The following is a 12,768-nucleotide window of genomic DNA, read 5'->3' as shown; positions in this document are numbered from 1 at the left end:
CCTATGCCTGGTTGTACAGGTCCCAGGCGACGGCGCCATCGGCATCGTCATGGATGATCGCCATCAGCCCGCGCACGACGGCGCTCGGGTTGGCGTGCTGGTAGATGTTGCGGCCATAGACCATGCCGAGGGCGCCTTGCGCCATCAATGCGGCGGACTTGTCGAACACCGCGCGCAGGTCTTCCTTGCCGCCGCCACGCACCAGAACCGGACAGCGCGCGGCCTCGACGACACGATGGAAATCTTGGGGATCGGTCGTCGGATCGGCCTTGATGATGTCGGCGCCCATCTCGCGCGCCAGCCGGGTCAAGGTGACGATCTTTTCGGCATCGCCGTCGACCATGTAACCGCCATGCTCGGCGACCGGAAGCATGGCCAGCGGCTCGATCATCAGCGGCAGACCGTATTTGTCGCAATCGGCGCGCACACGGGCGATGTTCTGCACGCACTGCCTGAACAGGTCCGGCTCGTCGGGCAGCATGAACAGATTGACCACGACGCAGGCCGCATCCATCTCGATGGCGCCAAGCAATGGCTCGGCCTCGTTCTGCAGCACCGCCCACATCGCCCGGTGGCGTATCTTGTTGTAGGGATTGCCCATGTCGATGCGCATGACCAGCGCCGGCTTGTCCCTGCCCGGCACGGCCTGCAGCAGATCGGCCTGGCCGTAATTCATCTGGATGGCGTCGGGGCCGGACTTGACCAGCTGATTGACGACGCCGGCCATGTCTTCGAGCCCGGCAAGGAAGCTCGGTTCGTTGCAGACGCCGTGATCGATCGCCACGTCGAGACAGCGGCCACCGCCGAACAGCCGGTTCATGCGGACTTTCTTGTTTACGCGCATAAGGCGCTCCTTTGATGTGTCTTGAAGTCAATGCCGTGCCGGTCGGCCAGCAAAGCGAGGAAGGTCTCGCATTCGGCGGCGGCCTCGTCGGCGCTCCAGCCCTTGTGCGCCGCCAGCATGTCGAGAACGGCGTTGATGAGGTCGAAGCTGAGGTCGCCCGAAATGGCGATGGTGGTGCGGCGCAGGAATAGGTCGGCGAGGCACTCGACCTGCTCACACTCGATGATGTGTCGGATTTCGCCTGCCGAGTAATCCGACCGCGGCAGCATCTCCTCACCTCCCGGATGCGCAACAACCTTCCCGGCCGACGTACCGTAGCGCCGCAGAAGCATCCGTGCGCGCTCGACCGGCAGGCCGCTTTCAAGCGCGAATGACGCGCACCAGCTTTCCGGATCGGCAGGGAAGTCGCGGCCGCCACCGATGGCCATATCCTGCGTGCCCACACTGCGTTCGAGCCCAAGGCGCTCCAGCACACTGTCAGCCGCCAATGCTCCGAACGAACGAAACGTCGTCCACTTGCCGCCGATCATGCAGAGCGTGGCCGGCAGATGTCCGCTCGCCTCGACGAATTCGCAAAAATGATCGCGCGGGATGCGGCTCGTGAAACTGTCCTCGCTGGCCGGCAAGGGGCGCACGCCGGAAAAGCGGAACACGATCTGATCCTCGGAGATCTTGATCGAGGGAAAGACGAAGGCGAGCGACTGCAGCATGTAGCGCTGCTCATCCTCCTCGCAACGCGCCTGGTCCGGGTCGTCAACGCGGATGTCGGTCGAGCCGACCAGCACCTTGCCGAGATAGGGAAACAGGATGCAGATGCGACCATCCTCATTCTCGTAGTAGACCATGTGGCCGCCAAGCGCCTCGAGCAGTTCGCTGCTGTCGACGATAAGGTGCGAGCCTTTGGTGCCGCCCATCATCCTCTGTGCGGCCGCCCCTATGGCCTTGTTGGTCAGGTCGATCCAGCCGCCGGTGGCGTTGACGACCAGTTGCGCCCGTACCGGCAGTCTCTCGCCCGTCAGCGTGTCGGTGATGGCGAGGCCGTCGCCGGTCGATGATACCTGCGCATAGTTCATGGCACGCGCCCCGCCGGCCGTGGCATCCAGCAGCATCTCCAGGCCGAGGCGTTCGGGCCGGCTCACCCAGGCGTCGTAATAGGTGGCCGAATTGCGGATCGCCGGATTGATCGCCGGCCACGTCTTAAGCGTCTCGGCGCGTCCCCTGAACCTGTGCGTCGGCATCAGCCGCCGCGCGGACGTGAACAGGTCATACATGGCAAGTCCGGTCTTGATCACCAGCGCGCCGCGCCGGCTGGGCCGCCGCGTCAGTCCGAGGAAACGCACCGCGCCATTGGCGAGACCGGAGAAAATATCGAAGATCGGCACCGTCGTTGGCAACGGGGCCACGTAGTGCGGCGCATTCCTCAGCAGCCGATCCCGCTCCAGCAGCGATTCACGCACCAGTTTGAACTCGCCGTTTTCAAGATAACGCAAGCCGCCATGCACCATGCGCGAAAGCGCGGCACTGGCGCCGCTGCAATAGTCGCCCTTTTCCGCCAGCACGACATCGACGCCCTGCAAAGCCAGTTCGCGAAAGACGCTGATGCCGTTGATGCCGCCACCAATGACGAGCACGGCAATGTCCGGCCGGTCACGCAGACCAGCAAGTGTATGGCTACGGTTCATTGGGGCTCTTGCCTTCTTGCTCAGGCATCCATCGCGGTGAGATGCGCTGATGCCGCGGCGTCGATGGCCGCAAGCTCGCTTGCCTCGAGCGTGATCTCGCCGGCCCGCGCATTGTCGAGCGCCTGTTCGGGATTGCGTGCACCGCAAAGGGCGAAAGTGACGCCCGGCTGGGCAAGCGTCCAGGCGATGACGATCTGGGCCATCGATGCCTGGTGGCGTTCAGCGATCGGGGCGATGGCCCCCTTGAGCTTTGCCACCTTTTGCCGGTTATCCATGGAGAAGCGTGGATTGTCTTTGCGCTGGTCGTCGCCGCGGAAGGTGCGCGCTGGATCGACTGTGCCGGTGAGCAGGCCCAGCGCCAGCGACGAATAGCTGAGAGTGGCGATGTCGTGCCTGCGGGTGATCGGCAGCAGGCTGGCCTCGATCTCGCGGTCAATCATCGAATAGCGCTCCTGGATCGCGTCGAGCCGGCCGGCGTCGACATAGCGGCCGAGATCCTCGGCGTTGATGTTGCTTGCGCCGATGGCGCGGATCTTGCCGGCCGATTTGAGCTTCTCCAGCACCGCCATCGTCTCGGCGATCGGTGTCGTCGGGTCCTGCCAATGGGTGATGTAGAGGTCGATATGATCGGTGCCGAGACGCCGCAGGCTCTGCTCGACCTCATAGGCTATGCCGTCGGCGCCGAGATAGCGATGCACCGGCCTGCCGTCCTGGTCGAAGAAATGGCCGCCCTTGCCCGAATGCCAGTTCAGTCCGCATTTGGTCGCGATCACCACCTTGTCGCGCCTGCCCTTGATGGCGGTGCCGACGATCGCCTCACTGCGGCCAAGGCCGTAGGCCGGCGCGGTGTCGATCAGGCTGACGCCCGCGTCGATCGAAGCTTCGATGGCCCGTACGGACTCCTTCTCGTCGGTGCCGCCCCACATCCATCCGCCAATCGCCCAGGTGCCCAGGCCTACGGCCGACGCCGATATGCCGGACTTGCCGATCTGCCGTTGGACTTGTCGAGAGTTCATGCTGCCTCCTGTTCGGCCAGCTCGAGGATCTGGAGCCCGGTGGCCTCGTCCGTGACGATGGTGTCGAGATGGTTTCCGCGCATGGCTGCGAGGATCGGCGCGACCTTGCTGGGTCCGCTCGCGATGCCGATCGAGCGCGGGATGGTGGCGAACTCGTCAAGCGTCAGCGAGACCAGCGAACGGTTGAGCGAGTAGTTGCAGAGCTTGCCCTGGCGATCGATGAGATGGGCGAGCAATTCGCCCGTCGCCCCCGACTTCTCGATCGCCTGGCGGTCGGCATTCGAGGAGGGATGCAGATCGTAGTAGCTGGAATCGTCGGTCAGGATGGAGCCGATACCCACCACCGCGACATCGGCCTCGCGCGCCTTGCGAAACACGTCGGCCACCGAGCTGATGCCCATCAGCATCTCGCGCTGCTGCGCGGTATCGGCAAACAGCGGCGCATGGACTTGGTAGGCACGGCCGCCGAGCCTGTCGGCCATCAGCGAGGCGACGTGATTGACGTCGGTGTAGTGCTTGCCCTGCACCAGCCCGGTGGCGGGGATGATTTCGACGTCGTAGCGGCGCCCCGGCTTGAGACCGGCGACCAGCGCGCTGACACCCTTGCCGCCGGTGATCGAAATGGTGTCGCCGTCCTTGATTGTGTCGAGCAGCAGCCCCGCCGCCGCCTCGCCGACCCGCTGCAGGGCGGTGTGCGGATTTTCGGAGACCGACGGCACCACCATCGCCCGCTCAATGCCGCCCAGCGCCACCAGCCGCGCCTCGAGGTCAACCAGATGATCGATCGGCGACTTGATCTTGATCTCGACGAGGCCGAGCTGGTGGCCACGCTTGATCAGCCGGTTGACCGTCGCGTGCGAGATGCCGAGTTCCACGGCGATCTCGGCCTGGGTCTTGCCTTCGACATAGTGCAGGACAAGCGCCTGGTGCATCTGGCGGACGGCAGCGATGTCGTCGCGGGTGTTGGGAGGAGCCATGGTGTTTGCTTCGGTGCGCTTGAGGTCAGGACTTCTTGCGGTGCAGGAAGTGATCGATCGATACGGCAGCGAGCAAGATGCATCCCTTGATCATGTCCTGCCAATAGACAGAGATATCGAGCAGGATGAGCGAACTTGTCACCACGGAAAGCAGCGCCATGCCGAGGATCGCTCCGAAAACGGTGCCGGAGCCGCCATTGAGCGAAGCGCCGCCGATGACTGCGGCCGCGATGATGTTGAGCTCCATGCCGGCGCCGAAGGTCGGCGTCGCCGCACCGAAGCGCGCCATGTAGATGACACCGGCCAGACCGGCCAGCGTCGAGCACAGCACCGTGACCCAGAACTTCACCTGCTTGGTCCGGATGCCGGAGAACTGCGCGGCCTTTTCGTTGGAGCCTGTGTAGAAGACCTTGCGGAAGGCCGTGGCGCGGCGCAGCAGGAAGTCGAAGATCGCTACCACGACGACGAAGATCAGGATCACATAGGGGATGTTGTTGAAGCTGCCCTGGCCGATCGCCTTGAAGGAAGGCGGCAAGGTGAACAGCGACAATGGCGTGCCCTTGGTGACGACCAGGCACATGCCGCGCACGATGACCATGGCGGCGAGCGATGTGATGAAATGATTGAGGCCTACCACGGTGACGAAGAAGCCCATCGCCGCGCCGATCAGCGCGCTGACGCCGATGCCGACCAGACTTGCCGTCCAGGGGTCGAGCCCGGCGAGGAACAGCGCGCCGGAGACCACCATCGAGAAGCACACGACCGAGCCGACGGAAAGGTCGATGCCGCCGACGATGAGCAGTATGGTCATGCCGACGACGACGATGCCTTCGATGGAGAAGCTCATCAGCATGGCGCGGAAATTGCCCCATGTCAGAAAGTGCGGCGAGGCAAAGCTCATGGCGATGCACAGCGCGAGGATGATGACGATCAGCCCGGCCTCGCGCAGCGATGCGAGGCGAGCGAAATTGATGCGGCGCACGGCGCCGGCGGCCTTGATCTCGGCGTGCACGAGCGCTTCTCCTGATTCCCTAGGCGACATTCTGGGTCCGCCTTTGAATTGAACTGTCCTGGACACCCGAGGCGAGCATGATGATGGCTTCCTCGCCGAGTTCGCCGGCACCAAGTTCGCCGGCGATCCTGCCTTCGCGCACAACCATGACGCGGTCGCACAGGCCGATCAGCTCCGGCAGTTCCGACGAAATGACGACGACGCCGACACCGCTCTCGGCGAGCTGCCGCAGCAGCCTGTGGATCTCGACCTTGGCGCCGACATCGATGCCACGGGTCGGTTCGTCCATGATGATGACCTTGGGGTTGACGGATAGCTGCTTGGCGATGGCGACCTTCTGCTGGTTGCCGCCGCTCAACGTCGAGACGGCGGCCTCGATGCCAGCCATGCGCACGCCGAGCCTGCCGGTCAGTTCCCGCGCCTGACGATCCTCGGCCTTGCGGTCGAGCAGGCCGAGTGGCCCCGTCAGCCTGGCGAGGTCGAGCGCTGAAATGTTGGCCGCGATCGGCAGATCGAGGAACACGCCGGAGCCTTTGCGATCCTCCGAGAGATAGACCAGCCCCGCCTTGACCGCATCGCCATAGCCGCGCGGACGCAGTTGCTTTCCGTCGAGCGCAACGTTTCCTGCCGTCATCGATCTCAAGCCGCAGATCGTTTGCGCAATCTCGCTGCGGCCGGCGCCGATCAGTCCGCCTATGCCGAGAATTTCGCCGGCGCGAAGCTGGAGATCGACCTCGGCAAAGCGGTGGCCATCGGAAAGGCCCTCAACCGAAAGCAGCAAGCGGCCAGGTTCTTTCGTCGCCAGCTTGTCGGGGTAGAGCTGGGTGATTTCGCGGCCGACCATCTTGCGCACCACGTCATCAGGCGAAACGGCGGCGACCGGGTCGGTCGCCACGTAGCGGCCATCGCGGAAGACGGTGACACGGTCGCACAGCGAGAATATCTCGGCCATGCGGTGGCTGATGTAGACCACAGAGATGCCGCGCTCCTTGAGCCCACGCACGATCGAAAACAGGCGTTGCGCCTCGCTCTCGGTCAATGCCGCCGTCGGCTCGTCGAGCATCAGCACCTTGCAGTCGAGCGTCAGCGCCTTGGCGATCTCGACGAGCTGCTGGTTGGAAATGGAGAGGTCGGCGACCCTGATGCGCACCGGAATGGGGGCAAGCAGATCCATGACCTTCTGGGCATCGGCGTAGAGCTTCTGGAAATCCATCAACGGCGCGCGCCGGCTGTTGATCGCGGCCATGTAGATATTCTCGGCGACCGTCGCGTCCTGGCAGAGCGCGATCTCCTGATGAACGAGCGCGATGCCGAGGCGTTGGGCGGCCGCGGGCGTCGGGATCGAAACCCGCTCGCCGTCGATCAGCATGTCGCCCTCGTCAGGCTGTAGCACACCGGCGATCATATTCATCAGCGTCGACTTGCCGGCGCCATTCTCGCCACACAGCGCGTGGATCTCGCCGCGCCGCAGCTCGAAATGCACGTCGCTCAGCGCCTTAACCGGGCCAAATGCCTTGGACAGGCCGCGGATTTCAAGAATGGGCGCCTGAGTCACGCCATGCTCCTGCAATGAACCTGCGGGGGAGGAAGGAGGCCGAAGCCCCCTTCCCGATTGGTCCGGCCTCGCTGAGGCCGGAGCAGCTAGATCGAGGCTACTCCTCGATGCCCCTGGTGCCGCGACGCTTGAGGTACTTGTCCCAGTAGAAGTCGTCGGCATTGTCCTTGGAGACGATGGAGAATCCATTGTCGACGAAGGGCACGCTCATCGGATTGAAGCCCGAGCGCTTGGCGTCGTTCATCGGGTCGATCAGGTCGGGATGCTTGGCCATCCACAACAGCATGAAGCCCATATAGCCCTGCATGCCCTGGTTCGGATTGACCGAGCCGAAGATTTCGCCGGCCTTGATCATGTCGAGGATCTTGGCATTGACGTCAGCGAGCATGACGCGGATCTTGCCGCCGCCTTCCTTGGTCGCCTGGGCAGCGCCGATGGCCGAGTTGGCCTCCGGCATGAACACCGCACCGAGGTCGGGATGCGCCTGTGCCAGGCTCAGCACCGCCTGATAGGCCTTGGTCGGATCCTGGTTCGAAGCGGCGCGGCCGACGAGCTTCATGTCGGGCCATTTAGCCTCCATGCGGGCGACGAAGGCGTTGACGCGCTTGTCGTGGTTGTCCTGGCCTGGATTCTCCAGCACGGCATATTCGCCCTTGCCGTCCATTGCCTTGGCGACGGCGTCGGCGGCATAGGTGCCTTCGGCGACATTGTCTGACGTGATGTAGGAGACACGCTTGGAATTCGGCGAATCGGCGGCGAAGGTCACCACCGCCGTGCCCTGTTCGATGGCGCGGTTGATCGGCTCGATGAACGGGTCGGAGTTCATTGGGTGCACCATTATACCGGCCGGCTTCTGCGCCAGCGCCTGGTCGAAGGTGGCGATCTGCTTGTTGACGTCGTATTCCGGCGTGCCCGTATAAGCGGTCTCGCAGCCGAACTGCTGGCCGGCCTGCTTGAACATTTCATAGACCGGGAACCAGTATTCGACGCCCGAGACCATGACGTTCATGACGTATTTTTCACCCGGCTCGCATTTGAACGGGTTGGCGGTTTCGGCGCGTGCCAGCATCGGCCCAAAGCAGGTCGATGCAGCCGCCGCGATTGCAAGCGTGCTCAGAAATTTGCGCAAGTTTCCTCCCTTGGCCGAAGCCATCCTCAATGACCGCCGCAGACGCCCTGCGAACGCTGCCGTATGGATTTGATGAAGCCGGCCTTCCTCCGAAAGCCGACGACCCGGACATTACAGTCCCGGCGCGTTCTGTCAATATAATTCATATAGTGAAATATATTTCAGAAGGGATGATAGCGCCTTCCTCTATCGCTACCGCAACCTCGTCGAACGCTTCTTCAGCAAACGCAAACACTTCCGCGCCGCCGCCAGCCGCTTCGAAAAGCACAGCGAAAACTACCTTGCTCTCGTCAAACTCGCTCAGCCAAAATCTGGATGCGCTTTATGAGTCGGTGCCTTAGATATCGATGCGCTGTTCGCTGCCGGGGTCGAACAGGTTGACGCTGGCCGGATCGACGGCAAGGGATATCGGCTCGTTTCGCCGGCCAGCAAACCTCGGCGGCAGGCGGGCGATGATCGACTGGTCGCCAACCTGCACCGTCACCATGGTTTCAGGCCCTGTAGGCTCCACAACGTCGATCACCCCGGTGACCGACGCTTCATCGCGCCCGGCCACCTTCAGCTCTTCAGGCCTTATGCCCAGGATCACCGGGCGCTCGGAATCAACCGGCTGCTTGCCGGCCTGCAATGCGACCGATACGCCGCTTGCTGCGAAACGCACGCCATTGGCGTCCGAGACCAGGCGCCCGGGCAGGAAGTTCATTGCCGGCGATCCGATGAAACTCGCGACGAATACGTTGGCCGGCCGTTCATAGATGGTGCGAGGATCGGCAAACTGTTGGATGTGGCCGCCCTTCATCACCGCCACCTTGGTGGCCAGCGTCATCGCCTCGATCTGATCATGTGTCACATAGACGATGCTCGTGCCGAGACGCTCGTGCAGGCGCTTGATCTCCGTGCGCATTTCAACACGAAGCTTTGCATCGAGATTGGAAAGCGGCTCGTCAAAAAGGAACAGTTCCGGGTCGCGCACGATCGCGCGCCCCATTGCAACGCGCTGCCGCTGTCCTCCCGAAAGATTGGCGGGGCGCCGGTCGAGCAGATGCGAAATCTGCAGCAGCCGCGCGGCATCGTCGACGGCGCGCTTGCGCCGGTCGGCGTCCACGCCACGCATTTCCAATCCAAAGCCGATATTTCTCTCCACCGACATGGTGGGGTAAAGTGCGTAGGACTGGAATACCATCGCGATATTGCGGTCCTTAGGCGCGAGATCCACAACCGAGCGTCCGCCGATCAGGATGTCGCCGCCCGACGTGTCGTCCAGGCCCGCAATCATGTTGAGCAGGGTCGACTTGCCGCATCCCGATGGTCCGAGCAGAACCAGAAAGCCTCCGTCCTCGAGCTCGATATCGACCCCGTGAAGGACTTGAACGGAGCCATAGGACTTGCGCACGTCCTTGATGGAAAGTGTCGCCATGCGAATACTCCTAACCTTTGATGGCGCCCGCGGTCAGCCCCTGAACCATGGTTCGCTGGACGATGGCGAAGAGGACGATGACAGGCAGAATGCTGAGAATGCCGCCTGCCGCCAGGACACCCCATGGAAGCTGGAATTCGCCGACCATCAACTGCAGGCCCACGGGCCAGGTGCGGGATCCCTGCCCCGTGGTCAGCATCAGCGCGAACAGGAACTCGTTCCAGGCGGCGATGGCGATGAACACCGAACTTGCCACCAGGCCGTTGCGTGCGAGCGGCATGACGATGCGGACCATGGCGCCAAGCCGTGTCGAGCCGTCGATGCGCGCCGCGCTCTCGAGTTCCTTGGGTGCGGAATCAAAGAAACCTTTGAGCATCCACACGAACAGCGGCAAAAGGAAACTCGTATAGGCAAGCGCAAGTCCGAAACGGCTGTCGACGAGGCCGACTCCGCGCATGACGACATAAAGGGGAATGATCATCATGACCGCGGGGAACATGCGTACCACGAGATAACCGAGCATGAGCTGCGTTCGGCCGCGAAAGGCGAAGCGTGAAAATGCATAGGCAGCAAGCGTGCCCGTGGCGACGCAGATCGTCACCGTCAGGAAGGTGACGACCAGGCTGTTGGCTATCAGCCGCGGAAAGCCGGACTGCGTCCAGATCGCCACATAATTGTCGAAGGTGACGCGCCTCGGTATGTACTGCATGGTCTGGGTGACAATGTCGGCCTCGTATTTGAGCGATGTCAGAAACATCCAGATCATCGGACCGATGCAGAACATCGACAGGGTCGCGAGGACGAAATAGGTGGCGATGTTGGCAATCACCCGCCGGCGGCGCTTGCTTTCAATCATCGCCCTCTCCCTTGGTAATCCTGGACAGGCGGATATAGGCCGCCGCGAAGATCATCAGGATCACGAACATGACCACCGACAGCGCGGATGCGTAGCCGAAATTGAATTCCTTGTAGGCGGTCTGGAAGGCGTATAGCGACAGGACCTGCGTGGCGTCTCCCGGTCCGCCGCCGGTGAGAATGAGGAGCAGATCGGGCGAATTGACCAGACCGATGACGCGCAGGATCACCGCCGCCGCTATCACGGTCTTGAGCATGGGCAAGGTGATCAGCCTGAGCTGCGCCGAGACGCCCGCGCCGTCCACCGCCGCTGCCTTGTAAAGATCTTCGGGAATACTCTTCAGGCCCGCAAGCAACAGCAGCGCGAAGAATGGAAATCCGTGCCACGCCTCGACGAGGACGGTCGCCGCGAGCGCGGTATTGGGATCCGCGAACCATGCCTTGTAGGTCTGCAGGATGCCCGCGCGAACAAGGAGATCATTGATGACCCCAAGCCTCGGATCGAGCAGCAGGGCCCACATATGACCCGCCACGACGTTGGGCAGGAAATAGGGAAGCAGGATCAGCACGGCAAAGACCTTCGTGCCGGGCAAATCCCTGTTGAGAGCCGTCGCGGCGAGAAGGCCAAGCGCCAGTTCCAGCACGACGGCCGCCGTCACCCACACGACCGTATTCTTCAGGGCGATCCAGAAGACAGGGTCGGACCACATTGCCGCATAATGTTTGAAGCCGACCCAGCCACCCAGCCCGGGACGCGTCAGACGCATCTCACGAAAACTGATGGCCATGCCGTAAAGCGTCGGATAGGCGATCACCAGGAGGATCATGACGAGGCTGGGAAGGAGCAGCAAATAGATCCAGTACCGGGTCTCGGACAGTTCGCCGAGAGCCCGCAAAGGCCGATATCCGCTCGAGCTTGGTGTCATGGATCCGCGATGCGAAGGCATCGTCCCGTTGCGTTCAGGGCATGGCCGCAAGTCGGAGCAGGCCGTGCGGGGATGTATCAGCGAAGGGCAGCCTCGAGGCCCTGGATCATACGGTCCACAGCCTGTTCCGGTGTCGACTGACCGGTGAGCACCGATTGAAAAGCCGGGTTGACGACATTTTCGGACCAACCCGCCGCGCCGACGAAATTGTTCGGCAGACGACCGAACCCGAGCGTTTCGACCGCCGCGTGATAGATTGGATTGCCGGTGATCCGCGGATCTTGCAGGGCAGCTGCGGAGGCCGGGAAATAGCCCGTGCCTTCGAGCAAGGCCAGGGCAGCTTCGGTCTCGCCCCAGAAACTCACCCACCGCCAGGCAGCCTCTATATTGTCTTCCTTCATGATGCCATTGCCGGCGTAGGCAACGCGAGCGATATGCGCTTTCGGACCAGCCGGCATGGGCGCGGTCGAGAATTGTTTGCCCTGCTTCATCGCGGCCGAGATTTCATTCAGCGAACCGGTGTGGTGCCACACCATTGCCGTCTGCCCGGTGCGGAAGCCCTCCATGATCTGGCGGTAGCTGTCGTTGGGCGCGCTCGGCGGGACGACCTTTTCCTTCAGGAAGAGATCGGAATAGAACGTAATCGCCTCGATCGCCGCGGCCCTGTCGATGGCTGGCTGCCCATCCTTGACGATCGGCGAACCGAACGCCTCCATGACATCGATGACATATTTGAAACCGCCGGCGCCGGCGCGCATGCCGAAGGCATATCTACCCTTCGACGGATCGGTCAGCTTGCGGCAGGCGCTCAGGAATTCGTCGAAATTCCGCGGCGGCCCGGCCAGTCCGGCTTCCTCGAAATGGTCGGCGCGGTAGTACATCCAATCGACGAAGGCGGGAACCGCGTAGATGGCGCCGTTGCTGGAAAGCCCGGTCCAGCGATTTTCGGGGAAATTGGCCTTGCCCTTCCAGCCGTTCACCCGCTCGGTAAGATCGACCAACCCCTCCATCGCGGTAAGATCAGCGAAACGCTCGGCGATCACCATGGCGGTGTCCGGCCGGCCACCGGCCAGCACGGCCGAAGAGACCTTCGCCATATATTCGGAGTTCGGGATGTTCTCCTGCGTCACCGCCACATCGGCATTCGCCGCCTGAAACAATGCGATAATCTTCAGCAGGCTGGCCATTTCCGACTGGCTGGTGAAATGGTGCCAGTAACTGATGGCACTCGCGGCGCGGGCGCCGCCGATATGCCCTGCCATCGCCAGGGCCGCCGAACCCATGAGAAACTGCCTCTTGTTCAACTGCATGCGATCTCCTCCAAGATATCAGATCATCAATCTGATCGATCAGTT

The 12,768-nt window shown here is 62.6% G+C and carries 11 protein-coding genes and 1 pseudogene; 1 reads left to right on the top strand and 11 read right to left on the bottom strand.

What is annotated here, in order from left to right; all coding sequences use genetic code 11:
* Nucleotide 1: 1 nt before the first annotated feature.
* From QQK95_RS05635 to QQK95_RS05605, 7 genes are all read right to left on the bottom strand, one after another.
* Complete coding sequence (locus QQK95_RS05635; protein WP_457920536.1) at nt 2-844, bottom strand: class I fructose-bisphosphate aldolase; 843 nt, start codon at nt 842-844, stop codon at nt 2-4.
* Complete coding sequence (locus tag QQK95_RS05630; RefSeq protein ID WP_284269813.1) at nt 835-2,526, bottom strand: glycerol-3-phosphate dehydrogenase/oxidase; 1,692 nt, start codon at nt 2,524-2,526, stop codon at nt 835-837. The genes QQK95_RS05635 and QQK95_RS05630 overlap by 10 nt, the downstream gene beginning before the upstream one ends.
* Nucleotides 2,527-2,546: 20 nt before the next feature.
* The gene (locus QQK95_RS05625) at nt 2,547-3,542 is read right to left on the bottom strand and encodes an aldo/keto reductase (protein ID WP_284269811.1); all 996 of its coding nucleotides are present in this window, start codon (nt 3,540-3,542) and stop codon (nt 2,547-2,549) included.
* Nucleotides 3,539-4,519 carry a sugar-binding transcriptional regulator gene (locus QQK95_RS05620; protein ID WP_284269809.1) on the bottom strand — a complete coding sequence of 327 codons (981 nt, stop codon included), beginning with the start codon at nt 4,517-4,519 and terminating at the stop codon, nt 3,539-3,541. The genes QQK95_RS05625 and QQK95_RS05620 overlap by 4 nt, the downstream gene beginning before the upstream one ends.
* 25 nt (nt 4,520-4,544) lie before the next feature.
* A complete protein-coding gene (locus tag QQK95_RS05615) occupies nt 4,545-5,531 on the bottom strand; it encodes an ABC transporter permease (RefSeq protein ID WP_284269808.1) in 987 nt (328 codons plus the stop codon).
* 19 nt (nt 5,532-5,550) lie between these two features.
* A complete protein-coding gene (locus QQK95_RS05610) occupies nt 5,551-7,086 on the bottom strand; it encodes a sugar ABC transporter ATP-binding protein (RefSeq protein ID WP_284269807.1) in 1,536 nt (511 codons plus the stop codon).
* 97 nt (nt 7,087-7,183) lie between these two features.
* Nucleotides 7,184-8,215, bottom strand: coding sequence for a substrate-binding domain-containing protein (locus QQK95_RS05605; RefSeq protein ID WP_284269806.1), 1,032 nt, complete (start codon nt 8,213-8,215; stop codon nt 7,184-7,186).
* A 175-nt stretch (nt 8,216-8,390) separates the two neighbouring features.
* Between QQK95_RS05605 and QQK95_RS05600 the strand changes: the two are divergent.
* Nucleotides 8,391-8,596 (top strand): annotated as a pseudogene (locus tag QQK95_RS05600) (hypothetical protein); the annotation flags it as partial.
* Here QQK95_RS05600 and QQK95_RS05595 read toward each other — a convergent pair.
* From QQK95_RS05595 to QQK95_RS05580, 4 genes are all read right to left on the bottom strand, one after another.
* Nucleotides 8,553-9,632, bottom strand: coding sequence for an ABC transporter ATP-binding protein (locus tag QQK95_RS05595; protein WP_284269805.1), 1,080 nt, complete (start codon nt 9,630-9,632; stop codon nt 8,553-8,555). The pseudogene QQK95_RS05600 and the gene QQK95_RS05595 overlap by 44 nt on opposite strands.
* 10 nt (nt 9,633-9,642) lie before the next feature.
* The gene (locus QQK95_RS05590; RefSeq protein ID WP_284269804.1) at nt 9,643-10,488 is read right to left on the bottom strand and encodes a carbohydrate ABC transporter permease; all 846 of its coding nucleotides are present in this window, start codon (nt 10,486-10,488) and stop codon (nt 9,643-9,645) included.
* Complete coding sequence (locus QQK95_RS05585; protein ID WP_284269803.1) at nt 10,481-11,383, bottom strand: carbohydrate ABC transporter permease; 903 nt, start codon at nt 11,381-11,383, stop codon at nt 10,481-10,483. Before QQK95_RS05585 ends, QQK95_RS05590 begins: the two co-directional genes overlap by 8 nt.
* 107 nt (nt 11,384-11,490) lie before the next feature.
* Nucleotides 11,491-12,723, bottom strand: coding sequence for an ABC transporter substrate-binding protein (locus tag QQK95_RS05580; protein ID WP_284269802.1), 1,233 nt, complete (start codon nt 12,721-12,723; stop codon nt 11,491-11,493).
* Nucleotides 12,724-12,768: the final 45 nt, after the last annotated feature.

Source organism: Mesorhizobium huakuii, assembly GCF_030160235.1.
GTDB lineage: Bacteria > Pseudomonadota > Alphaproteobacteria > Rhizobiales > Rhizobiaceae > Mesorhizobium > Mesorhizobium huakuii.
This window is presented reverse-complemented; position numbering and strand designations above follow the sequence as displayed.

Coding starts and splice junctions, on each gene's coding strand:
- QQK95_RS05635 (WP_457920536.1), bottom strand. CDS start 844: ATGCGCGTAAACAAGAAAGTCCGCATGAACCGGCTGTTCGGCGGTGGC.
- QQK95_RS05630 (WP_284269813.1), bottom strand. CDS start 2,526: ATGAACCGTAGCCATACACTTGCTGGTCTGCGTGACCGGCCGGACATT.
- QQK95_RS05625 (WP_284269811.1), bottom strand. CDS start 3,542: ATGAACTCTCGACAAGTCCAACGGCAGATCGGCAAGTCCGGCATATCG.
- QQK95_RS05620 (WP_284269809.1), bottom strand. CDS start 4,519: ATGGCTCCTCCCAACACCCGCGACGACATCGCTGCCGTCCGCCAGATG.
- QQK95_RS05595 (WP_284269805.1), bottom strand. CDS start 9,632: ATGGCGACACTTTCCATCAAGGACGTGCGCAAGTCCTATGGCTCCGTT.
- QQK95_RS05590 (WP_284269804.1), bottom strand. CDS start 10,488: ATGATTGAAAGCAAGCGCCGCCGGCGGGTGATTGCCAACATCGCCACC.
- QQK95_RS05580 (WP_284269802.1), bottom strand. CDS start 12,723: ATGCAGTTGAACAAGAGGCAGTTTCTCATGGGTTCGGCGGCCCTGGCG.